At 72.0% G+C, this 17997-nt stretch carries 15 protein-coding genes; 13 read left to right on the forward strand and 2 right to left on the reverse strand.

Annotated elements, in window-relative coordinates; translation table 11 throughout:
- Positions 1 to 40: 40 nt before the first annotated feature.
- The 6 genes from MFF56_RS13455 (at position 41) to pufC (ending at position 3814) form a co-directional block, all read left to right on the forward strand.
- A complete protein-coding gene (locus MFF56_RS13455; protein ID WP_238230145.1) occupies positions 41 to 241 on the forward strand; it encodes a hypothetical protein in 201 nt (66 codons plus the stop codon).
- A 144-nt stretch (positions 242 to 385) separates the two neighbouring features.
- Positions 386 to 643, forward strand: a complete 258-nt coding sequence (gene pufB / locus MFF56_RS13460) for a light-harvesting antenna LH1, beta subunit (protein ID WP_066925275.1) — start codon at positions 386 to 388, stop codon at positions 641 to 643.
- An 11-nt stretch (positions 644 to 654) separates the two neighbouring features.
- On the forward strand, positions 655 to 837 hold the full coding sequence (gene pufA, locus MFF56_RS13465; RefSeq protein WP_066925235.1) for a light-harvesting antenna LH1, alpha subunit: 183 nt from the start codon (positions 655 to 657) through the stop codon (positions 835 to 837).
- Between the two features lie 88 nt (positions 838 to 925).
- On the forward strand, positions 926 to 1753 hold the full coding sequence (gene pufL, locus MFF56_RS13470; protein ID WP_066925238.1) for a photosynthetic reaction center subunit L: 828 nt from the start codon (positions 926 to 928) through the stop codon (positions 1751 to 1753).
- Positions 1754 to 1766: 13 nt separating this feature from the next.
- Positions 1767 to 2744, forward strand: a complete 978-nt coding sequence (pufM, locus tag MFF56_RS13475) for a photosynthetic reaction center subunit M (protein WP_066925241.1) — start codon at positions 1767 to 1769, stop codon at positions 2742 to 2744.
- The gene (gene pufC, locus MFF56_RS13480; protein WP_066925244.1) at positions 2741 to 3814 is read left to right on the forward strand and encodes a photosynthetic reaction center cytochrome PufC; all 1074 of its coding nucleotides are present in this window, start codon (positions 2741 to 2743) and stop codon (positions 3812 to 3814) included. The genes pufM and pufC overlap by 4 nt, the downstream gene beginning before the upstream one ends.
- A 365-nt stretch (positions 3815 to 4179) precedes the next feature.
- Here pufC and MFF56_RS13485 read toward each other — a convergent pair whose 3' ends face one another.
- On the reverse strand, positions 4180 to 4785 hold the full coding sequence (locus MFF56_RS13485; protein WP_373324068.1) for a YidB family protein: 606 nt from the start codon (positions 4783 to 4785) through the stop codon (positions 4180 to 4182).
- A gap of 99 nt (positions 4786 to 4884) precedes the next feature.
- On the opposite strand from MFF56_RS13485, the gene MFF56_RS13490 reads away from it, so the two are divergent.
- The 5 genes from MFF56_RS13490 to MFF56_RS13510 all read left to right on the forward strand — a co-directional run bounded on the left by MFF56_RS13490 (position 4885) and on the right by MFF56_RS13510 (position 12243).
- Positions 4885 to 7197 carry a sensor histidine kinase gene (locus MFF56_RS13490; RefSeq protein WP_066925247.1) on the forward strand — a complete coding sequence of 771 codons (2313 nt, stop codon included), beginning with the start codon at positions 4885 to 4887 and terminating at the stop codon, positions 7195 to 7197.
- Complete coding sequence (ntrX, locus tag MFF56_RS13495) at positions 7194 to 8558, forward strand: nitrogen assimilation response regulator NtrX (protein WP_066925250.1); 1365 nt, start codon at positions 7194 to 7196, stop codon at positions 8556 to 8558. The genes MFF56_RS13490 and ntrX overlap by 4 nt, the downstream gene beginning before the upstream one ends.
- A 214-nt stretch (positions 8559 to 8772) precedes the next feature.
- Positions 8773 to 9027 (forward strand): RNA chaperone Hfq, encoded by a 255-nt coding sequence (hfq, locus tag MFF56_RS13500; protein WP_066925253.1) that lies wholly within the window; start codon positions 8773 to 8775, stop codon positions 9025 to 9027.
- A gap of 554 nt (positions 9028 to 9581) precedes the next feature.
- Positions 9582 to 10988 carry a GTPase HflX gene (hflX, locus tag MFF56_RS13505; protein WP_238230122.1) on the forward strand — a complete coding sequence of 469 codons (1407 nt, stop codon included), beginning with the start codon at positions 9582 to 9584 and terminating at the stop codon, positions 10986 to 10988.
- Positions 10989 to 10995: 7 nt separating this feature from the next.
- On the forward strand, positions 10996 to 12243 hold the full coding sequence (locus MFF56_RS13510) for an adenylate/guanylate cyclase domain-containing protein (RefSeq protein ID WP_066927101.1): 1248 nt from the start codon (positions 10996 to 10998) through the stop codon (positions 12241 to 12243).
- A gap of 18 nt (positions 12244 to 12261) precedes the next feature.
- On the opposite strand, the gene MFF56_RS13515 is transcribed toward MFF56_RS13510, so the two are convergent.
- On the reverse strand, positions 12262 to 13779 hold the full coding sequence (locus MFF56_RS13515; protein WP_238230123.1) for an OpgD/OpgG family glucan biosynthesis protein: 1518 nt from the start codon (positions 13777 to 13779) through the stop codon (positions 12262 to 12264).
- Positions 13780 to 14121: 342 nt separating this feature from the next.
- On the opposite strand from MFF56_RS13515, the gene glmU reads away from it, so the two are divergent.
- A complete protein-coding gene (gene glmU / locus MFF56_RS13520; RefSeq protein ID WP_066927103.1) occupies positions 14122 to 15501 on the forward strand; it encodes a bifunctional UDP-N-acetylglucosamine diphosphorylase/glucosamine-1-phosphate N-acetyltransferase GlmU in 1380 nt (459 codons plus the stop codon).
- Between the two features lie 517 nt (positions 15502 to 16018).
- Complete coding sequence (gene glmS / locus MFF56_RS13525) at positions 16019 to 17845, forward strand: glutamine--fructose-6-phosphate transaminase (isomerizing) (protein ID WP_238230124.1); 1827 nt, start codon at positions 16019 to 16021, stop codon at positions 17843 to 17845.
- The last annotated feature ends 152 nt before the right edge of the window (positions 17846 to 17997 follow it).

Here is a 17997-nt window from a genome sequence, read left to right on the forward strand (position 1 = left end):
GCGCATCCCCCCGCCGGAGACCCGCGCCATGCTGAGACCGATGCCCGACACGGCCCGCCTGCACCGGGAGGCCGTGCAGTTCCGCATCCTGCTCGGGCTGACCTACCCGCTCTTCCTGGCGGCGGCGGTGGCCCAGCGGCTGCGCAGCCCGGCGCGGCCGGCGCTCGCGCCGCGCCGCACGGTGTTCGGCGAGGCGCGGGCGATGGCCGCCCAGGCCGTGCCCTTCGCCTTCATGGGGTGACGCTCACCCCGAGAGTTCCGGGCCGCCCAGCGGCCCCGCGACGCTTCCGTCCGGTGGATCCGGGGAAGGCCCGCCGGGATCGCCTCGGGTTCCGGCGGGGTCCGCTGCCCTCGAATGGGGCGGCCAACAACGGAGGTTCGACCGATGGCAAGCGGAATGCAGTCCGCAACGCAGAGCGGAACACATCTGGAAAGACCGAGCAGCCTGTCCGGGCTGACGGAAGCGGAGGCCAAGGAGTTCCACGCGATCTTCCTGACGAGCTTCATCGTCTTCACGGCGATCGCCGTGGTGGCCCACATCCTGGTCTGGCTGTGGCGGCCCTGGCTGCCCGGCCCGCAGGGCTACGCGTCCCTTGAGGGGGCGGGCGAGACCGTCCGCGCCCTCACCACGCTCATCGGCTGAGGGAGGATCCCGTGCACAAGGTCTGGCTCCTGTTCGACCCGCGCCGCACCCTGGTGGCCCTGTTCACCTTCCTGTTCGTGCTGGCGCTGCTGATCCACTTCATCCTGCTCTCGACGGACCGGTTCAACTGGCTGGAGGGGCCCAAGCGCGCCGCCCAGGCGCAGAGCCTCGTCCTGCCGCAGATGCCGGCCTGACCGACCGGCCGCGGCGCCCCGGCGCCGCGGCCCACACGACCAACCCACGCGCACGGTCTGAAAAGCCCGTCCCGGGAGGAGACGCGCCATGGCGATGCTGAGCTTCGAGCGCAAATACAGGGTCCGGGGCGGCACGCTCCTCGGCGGCGACCTGTTCGACTTCTGGGTCGGGCCCTTCTACGTCGGCTTCTTCGGGGTCACGACGCTGTTCTTCTCGGTGCTCGGCACCGCGCTGATCCTCTACGGAGCGGCGATCGGGCCGACCTGGAACATCTGGCAGATCAACATCGCGCCGCCCGACCTCAAGTACGGGCTGGCGCTGGCGCCGCTCAAGGAGGGCGGCCTCTGGCAGATCATCACGATCTGCGCGATCGGGGCCTTCGCGTCCTGGGCCCTGCGCGAGGTCGAGATCTGCCGCAAGCTCGGCATCGGCTACCACGTGCCCTTCGCCTTCTCGGTGGCGATCTTCGCCTACGTGGTCTTGGTGGTGGTGCGCCCGCTTCTCATGGGTGCCTGGGGCTACGGCTTCCCGTACGGGATCCTGAGCCACTTGGACTGGGTCTCCAACACCGGCTACCAGTATCTCCACTTCCACTACAATCCCGCGCACATGCTCGCGGTGACGTTCTTCTTCACCACGACCTTCGCGCTGGCGCTGCACGGCTCGCTGATCCTGTCGTCCACCAATCCGCCGAAGGACGACAACGTCGTCAAGACGCCCGAGCACGAGGACACCTTCTTCCGCGACACGATCGGCTACTCGATCGGCACGCTCGGCATCCACCGGCTCGGCCTGTTCCTGGCGCTCTCGGCCGGGTTCTGGAGCGCGGTCTGCATCGTGATCAGCGGGCCGTTCTGGACCCGCGGCTGGCCCGAATGGTGGGGCTGGTGGCTGAACCTGCCGGTCTGGCGCTGAAGGGGAGGGGGCCGTGGCCTACTACCAGAACATCTTCACCCAGGTTCAGGTGCGCCCGCGCGTGCCGGAGCACGGCATCCCGGTCGCGGTCGACGCCCGCGTGGGCCGCCCCTTCAACAGCTACCTGTTCGGGCTGATCGGCAACGGCCAGGTCGGGCCGATCTACGGCGGCTATCTGGGCGCACTCTCGCTCGCCTGCGGGCTGATCGCCTTCGAGATCATCGGGCTCAACATGTGGGCGTCCGTGAACTGGGACCCGGTCCAGTTCGTGCGCCAGCTCCCCTGGCTGGCGCTGGAGCCGCCGCTCCCGAAGTACGGGCTCAAGGTGCTGCCGCCCTTGAACGAGGGCGGCTGGTGGCTGATCGCCGGCTTCTTCCTCACCGCCTCGATCCTGCTCTGGTGGCTCCGTCTCTACCGGCGGGCCCGCGCCTTGGGCCTCGGCACCCACGTACCCTGGGCCTTCGCCTCGGCGATCTGGCTCTACCTCGTGCTGGGCTTCATCCGGCCGCTGATGATGGGCTCGTGGAGCGAGGCGGTGCCCTTCGGCATCCTGCCCCACCTCGACTGGACCGCGGCCTTCTCGCTGCGTTACGGCAACCTCTTCTACAACCCCTTCCACATGCTCTCGATCGTCTTCCTGTACGGATCAACGCTGCTCTTCGCGATGCACGGGGGCACCATCCTGGCCTGCTCGCGCTACGGGGCCGAGCGCGAGATCGACCAGATCGTCGATCGCGGCACCGCCACCGAGCGCGCCGCCCTGTTCTGGCGCTGGACCATGGGCTTCAACGCCACGATGGAATCCGTCCACCGCTGGGCCTGGTGGTTCGCGGTGCTCACCACGCTCACCGGCGGCATCGGCATCCTGCTCACCGGGACCGTGGTCGACAACTGGTACCTCTGGGCGGTCAAGCACGGCGTCGCGCCGGCCTACCCGGAGGTGTTCGGGCCGATCCACGATCCTCTCAAAGCCACGGGAGCCACGCCATGAAGACGGTCGGCGCCATCGTCGCGGGCGTGGTGGCCCTGTTCCTCACGATCGCGCAGTTCGGCACGGCGGGCTGGACCAGGCCCCCGATGCTCAACCAGCAGCACGGCTTCCGCGGCACCGGCATGGACGTGATCCAGACGAAGGCCGGCGCCGCGGAGATCAAGGCCGCGAACGTCGCACCCGTGCCGGCCGACCCGGTCGAGGCCGGCACCGACAAGGCCGGCGCGGTCTACGAGAACGTGAAGGTGCTCCAGGACCTCCCGGTCGAGGAATTCAACCGCCTGATGGTCTCGATGACCGAGTGGGTCTCGCCGCAACAGGGCTGCACCTACTGCCACAACACCGAGAACATGGCGGACGACAGCCTCTACCAGAAGCGGGTCGCCCGGCGGATGCTGCAGATGACCCAGCACATCAACACGGACTGGAAGGAGAAGCACGTCGGGGAGGCCGGCGTGACCTGCTACACCTGCCACCGCGGCAACCCGGTGCCGGCCCAGATCTGGTTCGACGCGCCGAGCCCGACGCGGGGCTTCATCGCCCGCAACAACGGCCAGAACCTCGCCACGCCCTCCACGGGACTGGCCTCGCTGCCCTACACCTACCTGCAGGACTACCTCGCAAGGCCCGATCCCGACCAGGGCGCGATCCGGGTGAACGCCACGACGGCCCTGCCCGAGAGCCCCGGCAAGCCGATCCAGGCGGCCGAGCGCACCTTCGCGCTGATGATCCACATGTCGGAATCGCTCGGGGTGAACTGCACCTACTGCCACAACACCCGCGCGGTGGCGGAGTGGTCGCAGAGCGCGCCCCAGCGCACGCTCGCCTGGCACGCCATCCGGATGGTGCGCGACCTCAACGCGAACTACCTGACACCGCTGACGAGCGTGTTCCCGGCCAGCCGCCTCGGCCCCAAGGGCGACGCGCCGAAGCTCAACTGCGCCACCTGCCACAACGGCCAGAGCAAGCCGCTCGGCGGCGCCCACGTGGTCGAGGCCTACCCGGAACTCGCCGTGGCGCCCGCCACCACGAGCGGGCCGCAGGGGGTGCCGGCGCCGGCCGCGCAGTAACCGGATGGCGGGTCTCGGCTCGGCCGGGTGAGAACCGCGCCGCCCTCCCGTGCGCGAGAGGGTTGGGATGAGGGACGAGAACGTTTCGGATCAGGCGAGCCGCCGCCGCGGAACCGCGGAGCCCTGTCCCAAAGGCTCCGGGTCCCACACCCGGCTTTCTGCGAAAGCAGCCCGCTCCCGCTAGAGCGCTCTTGCGCCGAAGTGGACGCCGGTTCGGCGCAAGAGCGCGCGTTGATACAGGAGGTTGGAGCACCCGCGCCTCATTCGCGTTTCCGCGAAGTCTCGTCGAAGCAGATCTCCTCGAAGAGCGTCCGTGGCGGTGCGGAGAGCCGGGTACGTGCCCGCGCTCCGCACGCCTCCGACGATTACTCCGCCGCCATCGTCGCGGCCCGGGTCGCCCCGGTCGTGTCGGGCGCGCCCGGCATCGCCTGCGTGCTGAACTGCGGCTGCGGGCGCAGCGCCCCGTCCGCGCTCTCGCGCGCGACCGCGGCGGGCAGGAACTGGGCGAGCGCCACCGGCACCCGCTCCGGCCGCAGCCCGAGATCGCGGGCGAAGGCCTGGGCGATTGCGGGCGGGAGGAGGCGGGCGAAGGCCTCGGCCGGGACCGGCTCGTTCGCGCCCCGCCCGAGCCAGGACGACACCGCCCCACCGTGGCCGTCCGCGCGCAGCGCGTCCAGCAGGGCCGGCAGGCCGCCGGGGAAGAACTTCGCCGCGGCGAGCGCCAGGCCGTCCGCCCCCTTCGCGTCGAGGGCCTGCTCCAGCCTCGCGCCGAGCCCGCCGAGAACCGTCGTCACGCTGCCGAGCACGTCCATCCTCCGCCGTTGCGGCGCCGGACCGGCGGCGCCGTGCCGCTGCAAGCTCGGGCGCGCGGAGCGGCCGGCAAGGGCGCCGCACGTGCGCTGGCGTACAGGGCGGCGGCAATCCCGGGAAAACCGTCCCGTCGCGCGCGATCCCCCAGCGTGCGGTTGCATCGTCCAAAGCTTTCACAACCGCTGGCGCGTCCGCGAGCGGGGCGCCCGACCACCCCGGTCGTATTAATTCTGCCACACTGTTGTGGCCCCGCATCGGGGATGCCGCGCACGCGAGACAGAACTGAGGAGACGTCCCCCGCGCCCCCCGGCGAGGCCGCCGAGGCGACGCGGGCGGACCCGCGCGGGCCGGGCTGGATCGGGGCCGCCGTGGTGGTCACGGCGCTGGTCTCGGCCACGCTCACCTTCCTGATCCTGGCGGGCGTGATCCAGGTCACCCCGACGCGCACGATCGGCGTGACGCTGCTCGCCATCAACGTCGCGCTGGTGCTCGGCCTCGGGGTGATCATCGCCTGGGAGGCGCGCGTCTTCCTCAAGGCACGCCGGGCCAACGCCGCGGTGGCCCGCCTGCACACCCGCATCGTCGGGCTGTTCAGCCTGATCGCGATCCTGCCCACCATCCTGCTCGCGGTAGTGGCCTCGGTGACGATCGATCGCGGCCTCTCGCTCGGCTTCACCGACCGGGTGCGCGACGTGGTGCTGAAATCCGTGGAGGTGGCCGACGCCTACCAGGAGAACCAGTGCCAGTCGCTCGCCCGCGAGATCCGCATCCTCAACGACGACCTGACGCGCGCCCGGCCGAACTTCGACGTGAACCGCGACTGGTTCGAGAACTTCCTCACCACCCGCGCGACGAATCTCGGCCTGCCGGTCGCCCAGATCATGCGGGGGCCGACCGAGGTGGTGGCCCGCGCCAAGATCGACGTGCTGAAGGCGACGCGCCTGCCCGCGGCCGCGGCCTTCGCGGAGGCGGCCAAGTCGAACGACCCGATCTGCCTGCTGCCGACCGAGGGCCGGGTCTTCGCCGCGCTCCTGCGCATGCCCGCCTACGACGACGCGGTGCTGATGGTGCAGCGGGAGGTGAGCCAGCTCGCCATCGAGTTCCCGGGCGTCTCGCGGGCGGCGGCGGCCGAGTACCTCACCTACGATTCGCTCAGGCGCCAGATCCAGGTCACCTTCGCGTCGATCTTCGTGCTGATCGCGCTGATCGCGCTGCTCTCGGCGGTCTGGTTCGGCATGAACTTCGCCAACCGCTTCGTCGCCCCGATCCGCCGCCTCATCAACGCCGCCGACCAAGTGGCCTCGGGCAACTTCTACGCCCAGGTCCCGGCACGGAAATCCGACGGCGACCTCGCGCATCTGGGCGCCAGCTTCAACAAGATGACGCAGGAGCTGCGCCGCCAGCACGACGGGCTGACGGCGGCCAACGACCTGATCGACCGCCGCCGCCGCTTCACCGAGGCCGTGCTTTCGGGGGTCTCGCCGGGCGTCATCGGCATCGACGCGGGCGGCTACGTCACCATCGCCAACCCGGCCGCCGAGCGGATGCTGGACCTCGCGGGCGAGGCGCTGATCGGGCAGGCGCTGGGGCAGGCGGTGCCCGAACTCGCCCCGGTGCTCGCCGAGGGCGAGAGCCGCCAGCGCGCCGTGCAGCAGCAGATCCAGCTGACGCGCGCGGGCCGCGAGCGCACCGTGACGGTGCGGGTGACGAGCGAGCAGGCCCACGGCACGACCCGCGGCTACGTGGTGACCCTCGACGACATCACCGACCTCGTCTCGGCCCAGCGCACCTCCGCCTGGGCGGACGTCGCCCGGCGCATCGCCCACGAGATCAAGAACCCGTTGACGCCGATCCAGCTCTCGGCCGAGCGCATCCGGCGCAAATACGGCCGGGTCATCACCGCCGACCGCGAGGTCTTCGATCAGTGCACGGCCACGATCGTGCGCCAGGTCGACGAGATCAAGCGCATGGTCGACGAGTTCTCCGCCTTCGCCCGCATGCCCAAGCCCGCCATCGCCGAGAACGACCTCACCGAGATCGCCAAGCAGAACCTGTTCATGATGCGGGTGGCCCACCCCGAGATCGACTTCGCCTTCTCGACGAGCGGCGGGCCCGAGCGCATCACCGCGGCCTTCGACATCCGGCTCCTTTCCCAGGCCATCACCAACATCCTGAAGAACGCCGTCGAGGCGGTGATCGAGGTGCCGGAGGAGATCCTCGGCAAGGGCAAGATCGGCCTCGATCTCGCGGTGGACGAGGGCTTCGCGGTGATCAGCATCACCGACAACGGCAAGGGATTTCCCGCCGAGGGGCGCCAGCGCCTGCTCGAGCCCTACATGACGACCCGCGAAGGCGGGACGGGCCTCGGGCTCGCCATCGTCAGCAAGGTGCTGGAGGAGCACGGCGGGGGAATCGAACTCAACGACAACCCGGCCGGTCGCGGCGGGCAGGTGCGCATGCGGGTGCCGCGCGCGCAAGGACCCGACGCGTCGGCACATCCTGACACAGCGGCCACGACAGTGGAGAAGGGCGCCGCGCGGACGGCCCCCCAGATCGCGGAGATCACCAGATGAGCGCCGATATCCTGATCGTGGACGACGAGGCCGACATCCGCGACCTCGTGGCGGGCATCCTCGACGACGAGGGCCACCGCTGCCGCACGGCCGGCGGCTCCGACGAGGCGCTGGCCGCCATCGAGGCGAGGCGCCCCCACCTCGTCTTCCTCGACATCTGGCTGCAGGGCTCGCGCCTCGACGGCCTGCAAGTGCTCGACCTGATCAAGGCCGGCCACCCGGACCTGCCGGTGGTGATGATCTCGGGCCACGGCAACATCGAGACCGCGGTCTCGGCCATCAAGGCGGGCGCCTACGACTTCATCGAGAAGCCCTTCAAGGCCGACCGGCTCATCCTCGTGGCGGAACGCGCGCTGGAGGCCTCGCGCCTCAAGCGCGAGGTGCGCGACCTCAAGGCCCGCTCGGGGCACGCCAGCCGCATCGTCGGCGCCTCGGTGACGGCGAACCAGTTGCGCCAGACCATCGAGCGCGTCGCCCCCACCAACGCCCGGGTGATGATCACGGGCGCGCTGGGCTCGGGCAAGGAACTCGCCGCGCGCTCGCTGCACCGGGCCTCGGCCCGGGCCAACGGGCCCTTCGTGCTGCTCAACGCCGCCGCGATCCTGCCCGAGACGATGGAGGCCGAGCTGTTCGGCGTCGAGGGCGAGGCGGGGCGCCGGGTCGGCGCGCTGGAGGAGGCGCACGGCGGCACGCTCTACCTCGACGAGGTGGCCGACATGCCGCGCGAGACGCAGAACCGCATCCTGCGCGTCCTCGTCGACCAGAACTTCCAGCGCGTCGGCGGGACGACGCGCGTGCACGTCGATGTGCGCATCATCTCGTCCTCCTCGAAGGACCTCTCCGAGGAGATCGCGGCGGGCCGCTTCCGCGAGGACCTCTTCCACCGCCTCTCGGTGGTGCCGATCCGGGTGCCCGCGCTCTCCGAGCGGCGCGAGGACGTGCCCGAGCTGATCGGGTTCTTCATGGACAACATCTCGGCCCAGACCGGCCTGCCGAAGCGCCGCATCGCCGAGGACGCGATGGCGGTGCTGCAGTCGCACAACTGGCCCGGCAACATCCGCCAGCTCAAGAACAACGTCGAGCGGCTGATGATCCTGACCCAGGCCGACCCGGAGCAGGAGGTCACCTCCGAGATGCTGCCCTCGGAGATCGGCGCGCTCGTGCCGACCACGCCCGCGGGCTCGGGCGGCGAGAAGCTGATGAGCCTGGCGCTGCGCGAGGCCCGCGAGATCTTCGAGCGCGAGTACCTCGTGGCCCAGATCGCCCGTTTCTCCGGCAACATCTCCCGCACCGCCGAATTCATCGGCATGGAGCGCTCGGCTCTCCACCGCAAGTTGAAGTCCCTCGGCATCGGGCCCTGAGAGGTGGCGCGCGCCGTGGAAGTCCTGATGAGGGCGGCGCTTTCGTCACCCGGCAGCGCGGCCCTGCCCTTGCATCGGCCCGGGCTTTGCCGGTGTAATGTTTCCCGACATCGCGCCGGGCCTTGGGGGGCTCCTCGGTGGCCGGCCCCGGCAGGCGCCTCGAAAACCGGATCAAGAATCCAGAATAACAGCCAGGACAACAAAGGATAAAAAAATGGCGGCCGAACGCGCACAGAACCTTCAGGACACCTTCCTCAACCACGTCCGCAAGAACAAGATTCCGTTGACCATCTTCCTCGTCAACGGCGTCAAGCTGCAGGGCGTGGTGACGTGGTTCGACAACTTCTGCGTCCTGCTGCGGCGCGACGGGCACTCGCAGCTCGTCTACAAGCACGCGATCTCCACGATCATGCCGGGCCATCCCGTGCAGCTCTTCGAGCCCGACGAGACCGCGCCCGAGAAGGCGTGAGGGCGTTCAGATCAGGGGGCGGAAGCCGCCGCGTCCTCCCTCCCCCCTCTGCGGGCTATCGTGCTCGCACATCTCCTCGGCGGACCGATTTCCGATATCCACGCTGTCATTCCGGGTTCGCCTTCGGCGCCCCGGAATGACGGGGTGCGCGGCACAAGCTATTGTGTGAATGCGGTTCGCCTCAGCGGGGGAGGGAGCGTGCGGCAAGCGGTCCGGCTCCAGATGATCCGCACCGCTTCCCCGGACGCCCGGAGCGCCAGCGGAGGGTGATCCGGGACCCAGCATCAGGACATCGCGAAGCGTCCGAATCCTCCAGCGACGTATGAAGTTCGAGCCGCTTCGCGGCACTTTCCTCGCTGGATCCCGGATCACCTTCCACTCCGTTCCAGGCGTCCGGGAAAGGGCTCCGCCTCATCCGCGAGGGGCATCGCCTCTGAGCCCCTCCCCGGCGGATCCGGCCTCCGAACCCGCCCCGCCCCGACGATTTCCGTCCCCCGCCCCGCTGCAAAGCGGGAGCGTCCTCCCCAGATAGGCGAGGGGGCGACGGAGACGGAATGACGGACCTGATATCGAGCGGCGAGGCGAGGCTGCAGGCGATGGCCGCGCCCGAGGGCGAGATCGCCGCCGCGACCCACACCCTCGTGGTCGGCCCCTACCTGACGCGGCCCGCGGGCGGCGCCCCGGCCCCGGCCCGCTCGGTCCAGGCCCGGATCGAGGAGGCCGCGGGGCTCGCCGCCGCGATCGAGCTCGACGTGGTCGAGGCGATGCCCGTGACGCTGCCGCGCATCCGGCCCTCGACCTATCTGGGCAAGGGCCGGGTCGAGGAGATCGCCGGCCTCGTGCGCGCCCGCGAGATCGGCCTCGTGGTGATGGATTGCGCCCTCTCGCCGGTGCAGCAGCGCAACCTCGAGAAGGCGTGGGGCGCCAAGGTCATCGACCGCACCGGCCTGATCCTGGAGATCTTCGGGCGCCGCGCCTCCACCCGCGAGGGCACGCTTCAGGTCGAGCACGCGCACCTCGCCTACCAACGCTCGCGCCTCGTGCGGTCCTGGACCCACCTCGAGCGCCAGCGCGGCGGCTTCGGCTTCCTGGGCGGCCCCGGCGAGACCCAGATCGAGGCCGATCGGCGCATGATCCAGGAGCGCATGACCCGGATCGAGCGCGACCTCGACGCGGTCACCCGCACCCGCGGCCTGCACCGGCAGAGCCGGGCGCGCGTGCCCTACCCGATCGTGGCGCTGGTCGGCTACACGAACGCCGGCAAGTCGACGCTGTTCAACGCGCTCACCAAGGCGCAGGTGGTGGCGCAGGACATGCTCTTCGCCACCCTCGACCCGACCGCGCGCGCCACCAAGCTGCCGCACGGCGAGACCGTGATCCTCTCCGACACGGTGGGCTTCATCTCCGACCTGCCGACCTCGCTGATCGCCGCCTTCCGGGCGACGCTGGAGGACGTGATCGAGGCTGACATCCTGCTGCACGTGCGCGACGTCTCGCACGGCGACACGGAGGCCCAGGCCGAGGATGTGGGTCAGGTGCTGCGCGAGCTCGGCATCGAGGACGCGGCGGACCGGGTCATCGAGGTCTGGAACAAGGCCGACCTCCTCGACGCGGACGAGCGCACCCGCCTGCTCAACCTCAGCCGCAAGGGCAACACGACCCAGCGCAACGACCGCGACAGCGCGGCGCCCGTGCTGGTCTCGGCGGTCACCGGGGAGGGGCTCTCCGCGCTGACCAGCCGGATCGAGGCCCGGATCGCGCGTTCCCGCTCGACCTTCGCGGTGGTGCTGCCGCCCGAGGACGGAGCCGCGCTCAACTGGCTCTACGAGAACGCCGAGGTGCTCGACCGGCGCATGGAGGAGGGCGGCACGCTGCATCTGGCCGTGCGGGTCGCGCCCGAGAAGGAGCCGCGCTTCCTCAACCGCTTCGGCGCGGCCCGCCGCCTCACCCGAGCCGAGTAGGCGGCCGATGCGCGGCGCGCAGCACGCCCGCGCCGCCCGGCGGCTGATGCAGGCCGCCAACGGCGGGCGCCTCCTCGCCCTGCGGGTCGTCATCGTGCTCGTGCTGCTGATGGCGGCGCAGGCCTATGACGGCTCGCTGCACCAGCTCAGCCACTGGGTCATCCTCGTGCTCTACGCGGGGAGTTCCGTCTGGTTCGCGCTGGCCGAGCGGGGCGGCGGGCGTCGGGCCGACAGCTACGCCTGGGCCGGCACGCTGCTCAACGCGGGGCTCGCCGTCTACGTCATCGTCGAGCACCTGCTGGCGGGCGCTGATTCCGCGGGCGCGGCCGACGCGGTGAGCCGCCTGCCCGCCTTCCTGCTGCTGCTGCAGACGGCGCTCAGCGTGCGGGTCTGGCACACGGCGCTCTACGCCGGCATCGTGGCGAGCGCCTGGGGGATCGCGCTGCTGATGGCGGCCGCGCACCCGACCGGCATGCTCGGGCCCCATGTCGATCTCTCCGAGCAGGTGCCGGCGCTCCTCACCTTCACGGCGGCGAGCCTCGTGGTGATCGACGGGATCTCGCGCCTGCGCGGGGCGGTGGCCGAGGCCCTGCGCCTGGAGCACGAGCGCACGCTGCTCGCCCGTTTCGTGCCCGAGGACGTCGCCGAGGACCTCGCCCGCGAGGGCGGCCTCGGCAGCGTGCGCCGCCGCCACGCCTGCCTGATGGTCCTCGACATAAGGGGCTTCTCGCGGCTCAGCGCCGAGCACCCGCCCGAGACCATGGTGGAGGCGCTGCTGGCCTTCCGGGCGCTCGCGCAGGGGACGGTCGCCGAGCACGGCGGCCTCGTCGACAAGTACGTGGGCGACGCGGTGCTGGCCCAGTTCGTGATGGGCGAGCCCGAGGATCAGGCCCGCGGGGCGCTCGCCTGCGCGCGCGCCGTCCGGACGCGGGTCGCGGCGCTCAACCGGGCGCGGGCGCAGGCGGGCCGCTTCCCGCTGCGGGTCGCCGTGGCGCTGCACGCGGGCGAACTCCTCGTCGGCATCTTCGACGACGGCGTGCGGGCCGAGTACACGGTGCTGGGGCCGGCCATGAACACGCTGGCACGGCTCGAGGCGCGCACCAAGGCGGCCAACCTCGACATCGCGGCGTCGGGCGAGTTCCTGCGCCTGACCGGCCCGATCCTGCCCGAGAACCTCACCGTCGCGCCGGTGGAGGACGGCGGCAACCCGCCCCTGTTCGCGGTGGGCGAGGGGCGCCGCCGCATCTCGGCCTGAGGGGAGGCAGAGCGCGCCCTACGGCGTCCAACGGTAGAGCCAGGTCTCGCTCACCGGCCGGTCGCCCCGCCGGAGCTGCAGGCGCAGCTCGCTCGCCCGCTCGCTGCCGGGATCGAGCTCGAAGGCGACGCGGGCCCTGGTCCCCGGCGTCTCGGCCCCCGGATCGGGCAGGAGCTGCTGCCGGGTGATCGTGCCGGGGGCGGCCGAGAGCGCGAGGTCGAGCCCGCCCGCCCCGGCGAGCGCCTCCCCGGCGAAATCGACCAGGAACAGGCGGCGCGAGCCCGCGCTGCCGCGCCCGCCCCGGCTCGCCGCGACGCGGGCGAGCGGCGGCGGCGCGGGCCGGTCCCAGCCCCAGTGCTGGCGGTAGGCGACGCGCAACGCGCCGTCCTTGGGGAGGGTCTCCTTCGGCCGCCAGTAGGCCAGCACGTTCTCGTTGGCCTCCGAATCGCTCGGGATCTCGAGGAGCACGACGCTGCCCTGCCCCCAGTCGCCCTGCGGCTCCAGCCAGAGGGAGGGGCGGCTCTCCCAGTGCTGCACGTCGTCCTCGTAGTCGCGGAAGGCGCGGGCCCGCTGCATCAGGCCGAAGCCGCGGGGGTTCGCGTCCACGAAGGCGGAGATCTGCAGGGCGTCCGGGTTGTGCACCGGGCGCCAGATCTGCTCGCCGGAACCGTTGGCGATGGCGAGCCCGTCGGTGGCGTGCACGGCCGAGCGGGCGTCGTCCACGCTGCGCCGGTCGAGGGGGCCGAACAGGTAGCTCGCCTGGCAGCCGCCGAGGCCGACATGGTCGAGCGGCTGGCGGGCGAAGATCGCCGCCTCGACGTCGCAGATCGTGGCGCGCGCTTCCGGGGCGATGCGGAAGCTGAGCGCCGCGACCGCCGACTCGGACTCGACCAGCGCGTGCAGCACCAGCGGCCCGCCCGCCTCCGGCCGCTCGGCGTAGAGCGCGCGGAACAGCGGGAACTCCTCGCCGCGCGCGTCGGCCGGGCGCAGCGTCAGCGAGCGCGCGGTGACGCCGAGCGCCTGGCCGGGGGCGCAGAGCCGGAAGAACGAGGCGCCCTGGAACACCCCGATCTCGGCCGGGTCGCCGCCCGCGATCCGCGCCCGCAGGCGCAGGCCCGAATGGCCCGCCTCCGGGGCGAGGTCCGGCAGGGCGAGCCCCTCCGCCTGGAAGCGCGAGCGGTCGTAGGGCAGGGGGCGGACCTGCCCGCCCTCCACCAGGAAGAGCTGGACCGGGTGGGTGAAGATCGAGCCGCGGGGCAGGGGTTCCAGGGTCCAGCCGGGATCCTCGCCCTCCCAGACCGCGCGGCCGGGCGCGGTGCGGATCGCCGCGTAGGCGTCGCGGCCGAGCTCGCGCGCGGCGGCCGGCAGGTCGTCGGTGCGCGGCGCGACGTAGGGACCGCGCGCCCGCTCGCGGGCATGGGCGACCAGGGCCTCGCGGTCGAAGGGCGCGCCGGGGCCGGGCAGCGGCGGCGGCTCGGCGGCCCGGGCCGGGCGAGACCCGAGCGCGGCTCCCGCGGCGAGGCCCGCGGCCAGCACCGCGCGGCGGGTCGGGGCGGCGAGGGAGGCTGTGTCGGTCGGCAGGATCGGGCGCCTTGTCGGTAGGGAACGGGAGGTTTGGGCACCTCACTAGCACGCCCCGCGCTGAACCGGCCCTTAAGGATGCGGCGCGGACCCATCGCTCCGGAGCCGCGCCCTCTCGCGGAACGGGCGCGCTCGGACATCTCGGGCGGTCACTCCCGCGTCCTCCCTCCCCCCTCTGCGGGGAAGGGAGGAGCGTCGAGCCCATCCGCCGCCCGGCCCGCGCCGCCCTGCCCTTGCGCGCAGACCGCGAAGCCGCCATCCGTGTCCCGATTCTGACAAAGCCCTGAGGACGAGCGGATGAGCGAGCAGACCCGGCGCAGCCTGACGGCGATCGTGCTGGCGGCCGGCAAGGGCACGCGGATGCGCTCCGACCTGCCGAAGGTGCTGCACCGGATCGCCGGCCGGAGCATGCTCGGCCACGTGCTCGCCGCCGCGCAAGAGGCCGGCGCCGACCGGATCGCCGTGGTGGCCGAGCCCGGCCGGCAGGATGTCACCGCCGAGATCGGGCGGCAGGCGCCGGGCGCCCGGGTCTTCGGCCAGGCCGAGCGCCTGGGCACCGCCCACGCGGTGCTCGCCGCCCGCGCGGCGCTGGAGGAGGGCGACGACGTGGTGGTGGCCTTCGGCGACACGCCGCTGATCACCGGCGCCACCCTGGCGCGGCTGCGCGCGCCGCTGGCCGCGGGCGCCGCGGTCGCGGTGCTCGCCTTCGAGAGCGACGACCCGACGGGCTACGGCCGGGTGCTCACCGAGGGCGGGCGCCCGGACGGCCGCGTCTTGGCGATCCGCGAGCAGAAGGACGCGAGCGCGGCCGAGCTTGCCGTGCGGCTGTGCAATGCCGGGCTGATGGCGCTCTCGGGCGAGCACGCGCTCGGGCTCCTCACGCGCATCCGCAACGACAACGCGGCGGGCGAGTACTACCTGCCGGACGCGGTGGCGCTGGCGGTGGCCGACGGGCTCGACGTCGCGATGGTGCCGGTGGCCGAGGCCGAGGCGCAGGGCGTCAACGACCGCGTGCAGCTCGCCGAGGCCGAGGCCGTGATCCAGGCGCGCCTGCGCCGCGCGGCGATGCTGGGGGGCGCGACGCTCATCGCGCCGGACACCGTTTTCCTGAGCTACGACACGGTGTTGGGTCGCGACGTTGTGGTGGAGCCTCATGTCGTGTTCGACACCGGGGTCGTGGTCGCGGACGGCTGCGTGGTCCACGCCTTCGCGCATCTGAAGGACGTGCGGCTGGAAGCCTCCGTCAGCATCGGGCCCTTCGTCCGCCTGCGCGGCGGGGCGGTGCTGGAGGCGGGCTCCGCGATCGGCAACTTCGTGGAGCTGAAGAACGCCCGCCTCGGCCCCGGCGCCAAGGCCGCCCACCTCACCTATCTGGGCGACGCCGAGATCGGCGCGCGGGCCAACATCGGCGCCGGCACCATCACCTGCAACTACGACGGCGTCTCCAAGCACCGCACCACGATCGGCGCGGGCGCCTTCATCGGCTCGAACTCGGCGCTGGTCGCGCCCGTGACGGTGGGGGCGGGCGCCTACGTGGCCTCCGGCTCGGTGATCACCGACGCCGTGCCGGAGGGGGCGCTGGCGGTCGCGCGCGGCCGGCAGGCGACGAAGCCGGGCTGGGCGGAGGCGAAGCGCGCGGCGCTGCTGGCGAAGAAGGGCGAGGTGAAGAAAGCGTAGGTTTATCAGTATTCTGAACCGGCGATCTCAAGCGCCTGCCGAAGTTGCGAACACGCAGATCGGCAACGTGCTCTCTCTCCCGCGCAGAGGCAGGGCGATCGCACATGGGGGGCCTCTCCTGCCTCGGATCGCGCCTGAACCGCACCGCCCCCCCTCTCCCATAGGGAGAGGGTTGGGGTGAGGGGTATGACCTCACAGGACTGAGCCCGCCATCGACGCGCGTTCAGCACTGTGCATTCTCCGGCAGCCTCATACCCCTCACCCTGTCCCTCTCCCTACAGGAGAGGGGACCCACGCTCTATTCGTCTCGGGGGGCGCTTGGCATAGGCGAGCGCCCTACCCGCAGAGGGGGAGTGAGCGCATCGCAGCCGCGACGCGGGCAGGGCTGGCCCCCGGCGGTCCCGATCCGGTACAAGCACGGCCGTGCAGCGGATACCGGGCCTTCAGGTCCGGCAGTCCCGATCCGGATCAGGCCGCGCCCCGCGCGCGGCGGCAACGTGTTTTGAGGGCGCGCAGCATGTGCGGCATCGTGGGTATCGTCGGGCGCGACGCGGTCGCCGACCAGATGGTCGAGGCGCTGCGGCGGCTCGAGTACCGCGGCTACGACTCGGCCGGCCTCGCCACCGTCGCGGACGGGCGGCTCGACCGGCGGCGCGCGGAGGGCAAGCTCGTCAACCTGCAGGCCCGGCTGGTCGAGCGCCCGCTGCCCGGCGCCACCGGCATCGGCCACACCCGCTGGGCCACGCACGGGCGCCCGAACGAGACCAACGCCCACCCGCACGCCACCGCGCGGCTCGCCGTCGTCCACAACGGCATCATCGAGAACTTTCGCGAGCTGAAGCAGGAGCTCGAGGCCGACGGCGTCCGCTTCGAGACCGAGACCGACACCGAGGTCGTGGCGCAGCTGGTGAGCCGCAACATGGACCGGGGGCAGGGACCCGTCGAGGCGGTGGCCGCGGCGCTCCCCCGCCTGCGCGGCGCCTTCGCGCTGGGCTTCGTCTTCGCGGGCGAGGACGGCTTGCTGATCGGCGCCCGCCACGGCGCGCCGCTCGCCATCGGCTACGGCGAGGGCGAGACCTATCTCGGCTCCGACGCGCTGGCGCTCGCCCCCTTCACGGACGCGCTCACCTATCTGGAGGAGGGCGACTGGGCGATCCTGACGCGTGAGGGCGCCGAGATCCGCGACGCCGCCGGGACGGTGGTCGAGCGCCAGCGCCAGCGGATCGCCACCCAGGCCTACCGCATCGACAAGGGCAACCACCGCCACTTCATGGCCAAGGAGATCCACGAGCAGCCGGAGGTCGTCGGCCGCACGCTGAGCCACTACGTCGATCTGGCCAACGGCCGGGTGGCGCTCCCCGAGCCCCTGCCCTTCGACTTCGCCACGCTCTCGCGGCTCTCGATCACCGCCTGCGGCACCGCCTACTACGCGGGGCTGGTGGCCCGGTACTGGTTCGAGTCCCTGGCCCGGCTCCCCGTCGAGATCGACGTCGCCTCGGAGGCGCGCTACCGCGAGGCGCCGCTGGAGCGCGACGGGCTGACCCTGGTCATCTCGCAATCGGGCGAGACCGCCGACACGCTGGCCTCCCTGCGCTACGCCAAGGCGCAGGGGCAGCACACGCTCTGCGTCGTCAACGTGCCGACCTCGACCATCGCGCGCGAATCCTCCGCCGTGCTGCCGACGCTCGCCGGACCCGAGATCGGGGTGGCCTCCACCAAGGCCTTCTCGTGCCAGCTCACCGTGCTCCTGTGCCTCGCCATCCACGCCGGCCGCGCCCGGGGCGTGCTCTCGGCGGAGCGGGAGCGGGCGCTCATCGACGCGCTGATCACCGTGCCGGGCCTGATGGCCGAGGCGCTGACCCGCGAGGCCGAGATCGAGGTCCTGGCCCGCGAGGTGTCGAAGGCCCGCGACGTGCTCTATCTGGGGCGCGGCACCAGCTACCCGATGGCGCTGGAGGGCGCCCTGAAGCTCAAGGAAATCAGCTACATCCACGCGGAAGGTTACGCGGCGGGCGAACTCAAGCACGGGCCGATCGCGCTCATCGACGAGAGCGTGCCGGTGATCGTGATCGCGCCCCACGACGCGGTCTTCGAGAAGACGGTGTCGAACATGCAGGAGGTGGCCGCCCGGGGCGGGCGCATCGTGCTGATCGGCGACGCCAAGGGCGCGGCCGAGCACGGGCTCGACACGCTCGCCACCGTGACCATGCCGGCGCTCGACGCGACGGTGGCGCCGATCGTCTACGCGGTGCCGATCCAGCAGCTCGCCTACCACACGGCCGTCTTCATGGGGAAGGACGTGGACCAGCCCCGCAACCTCGCGAAGTCCGTCACCGTGGAGTGAGGTCCGGGGCGGTCCGAGAGCGGTGTCGAGTGCGGTGTCGAGTGCGGTGGTGACGATGTCGGCGGGCGACCGAGGCCCGTCGGCTCAAGGCTCGGCACGGAACCCCTCCGCCGCAGTCAAGCGCAACCTGCGGTGCGGCGGCTGCGCGTCTC

This window comes from Methylobacterium hispanicum (genome assembly GCF_022179285.1).
In the GTDB taxonomy this organism is placed as follows: domain Bacteria; phylum Pseudomonadota; class Alphaproteobacteria; order Rhizobiales; family Beijerinckiaceae; genus Methylobacterium; species Methylobacterium hispanicum.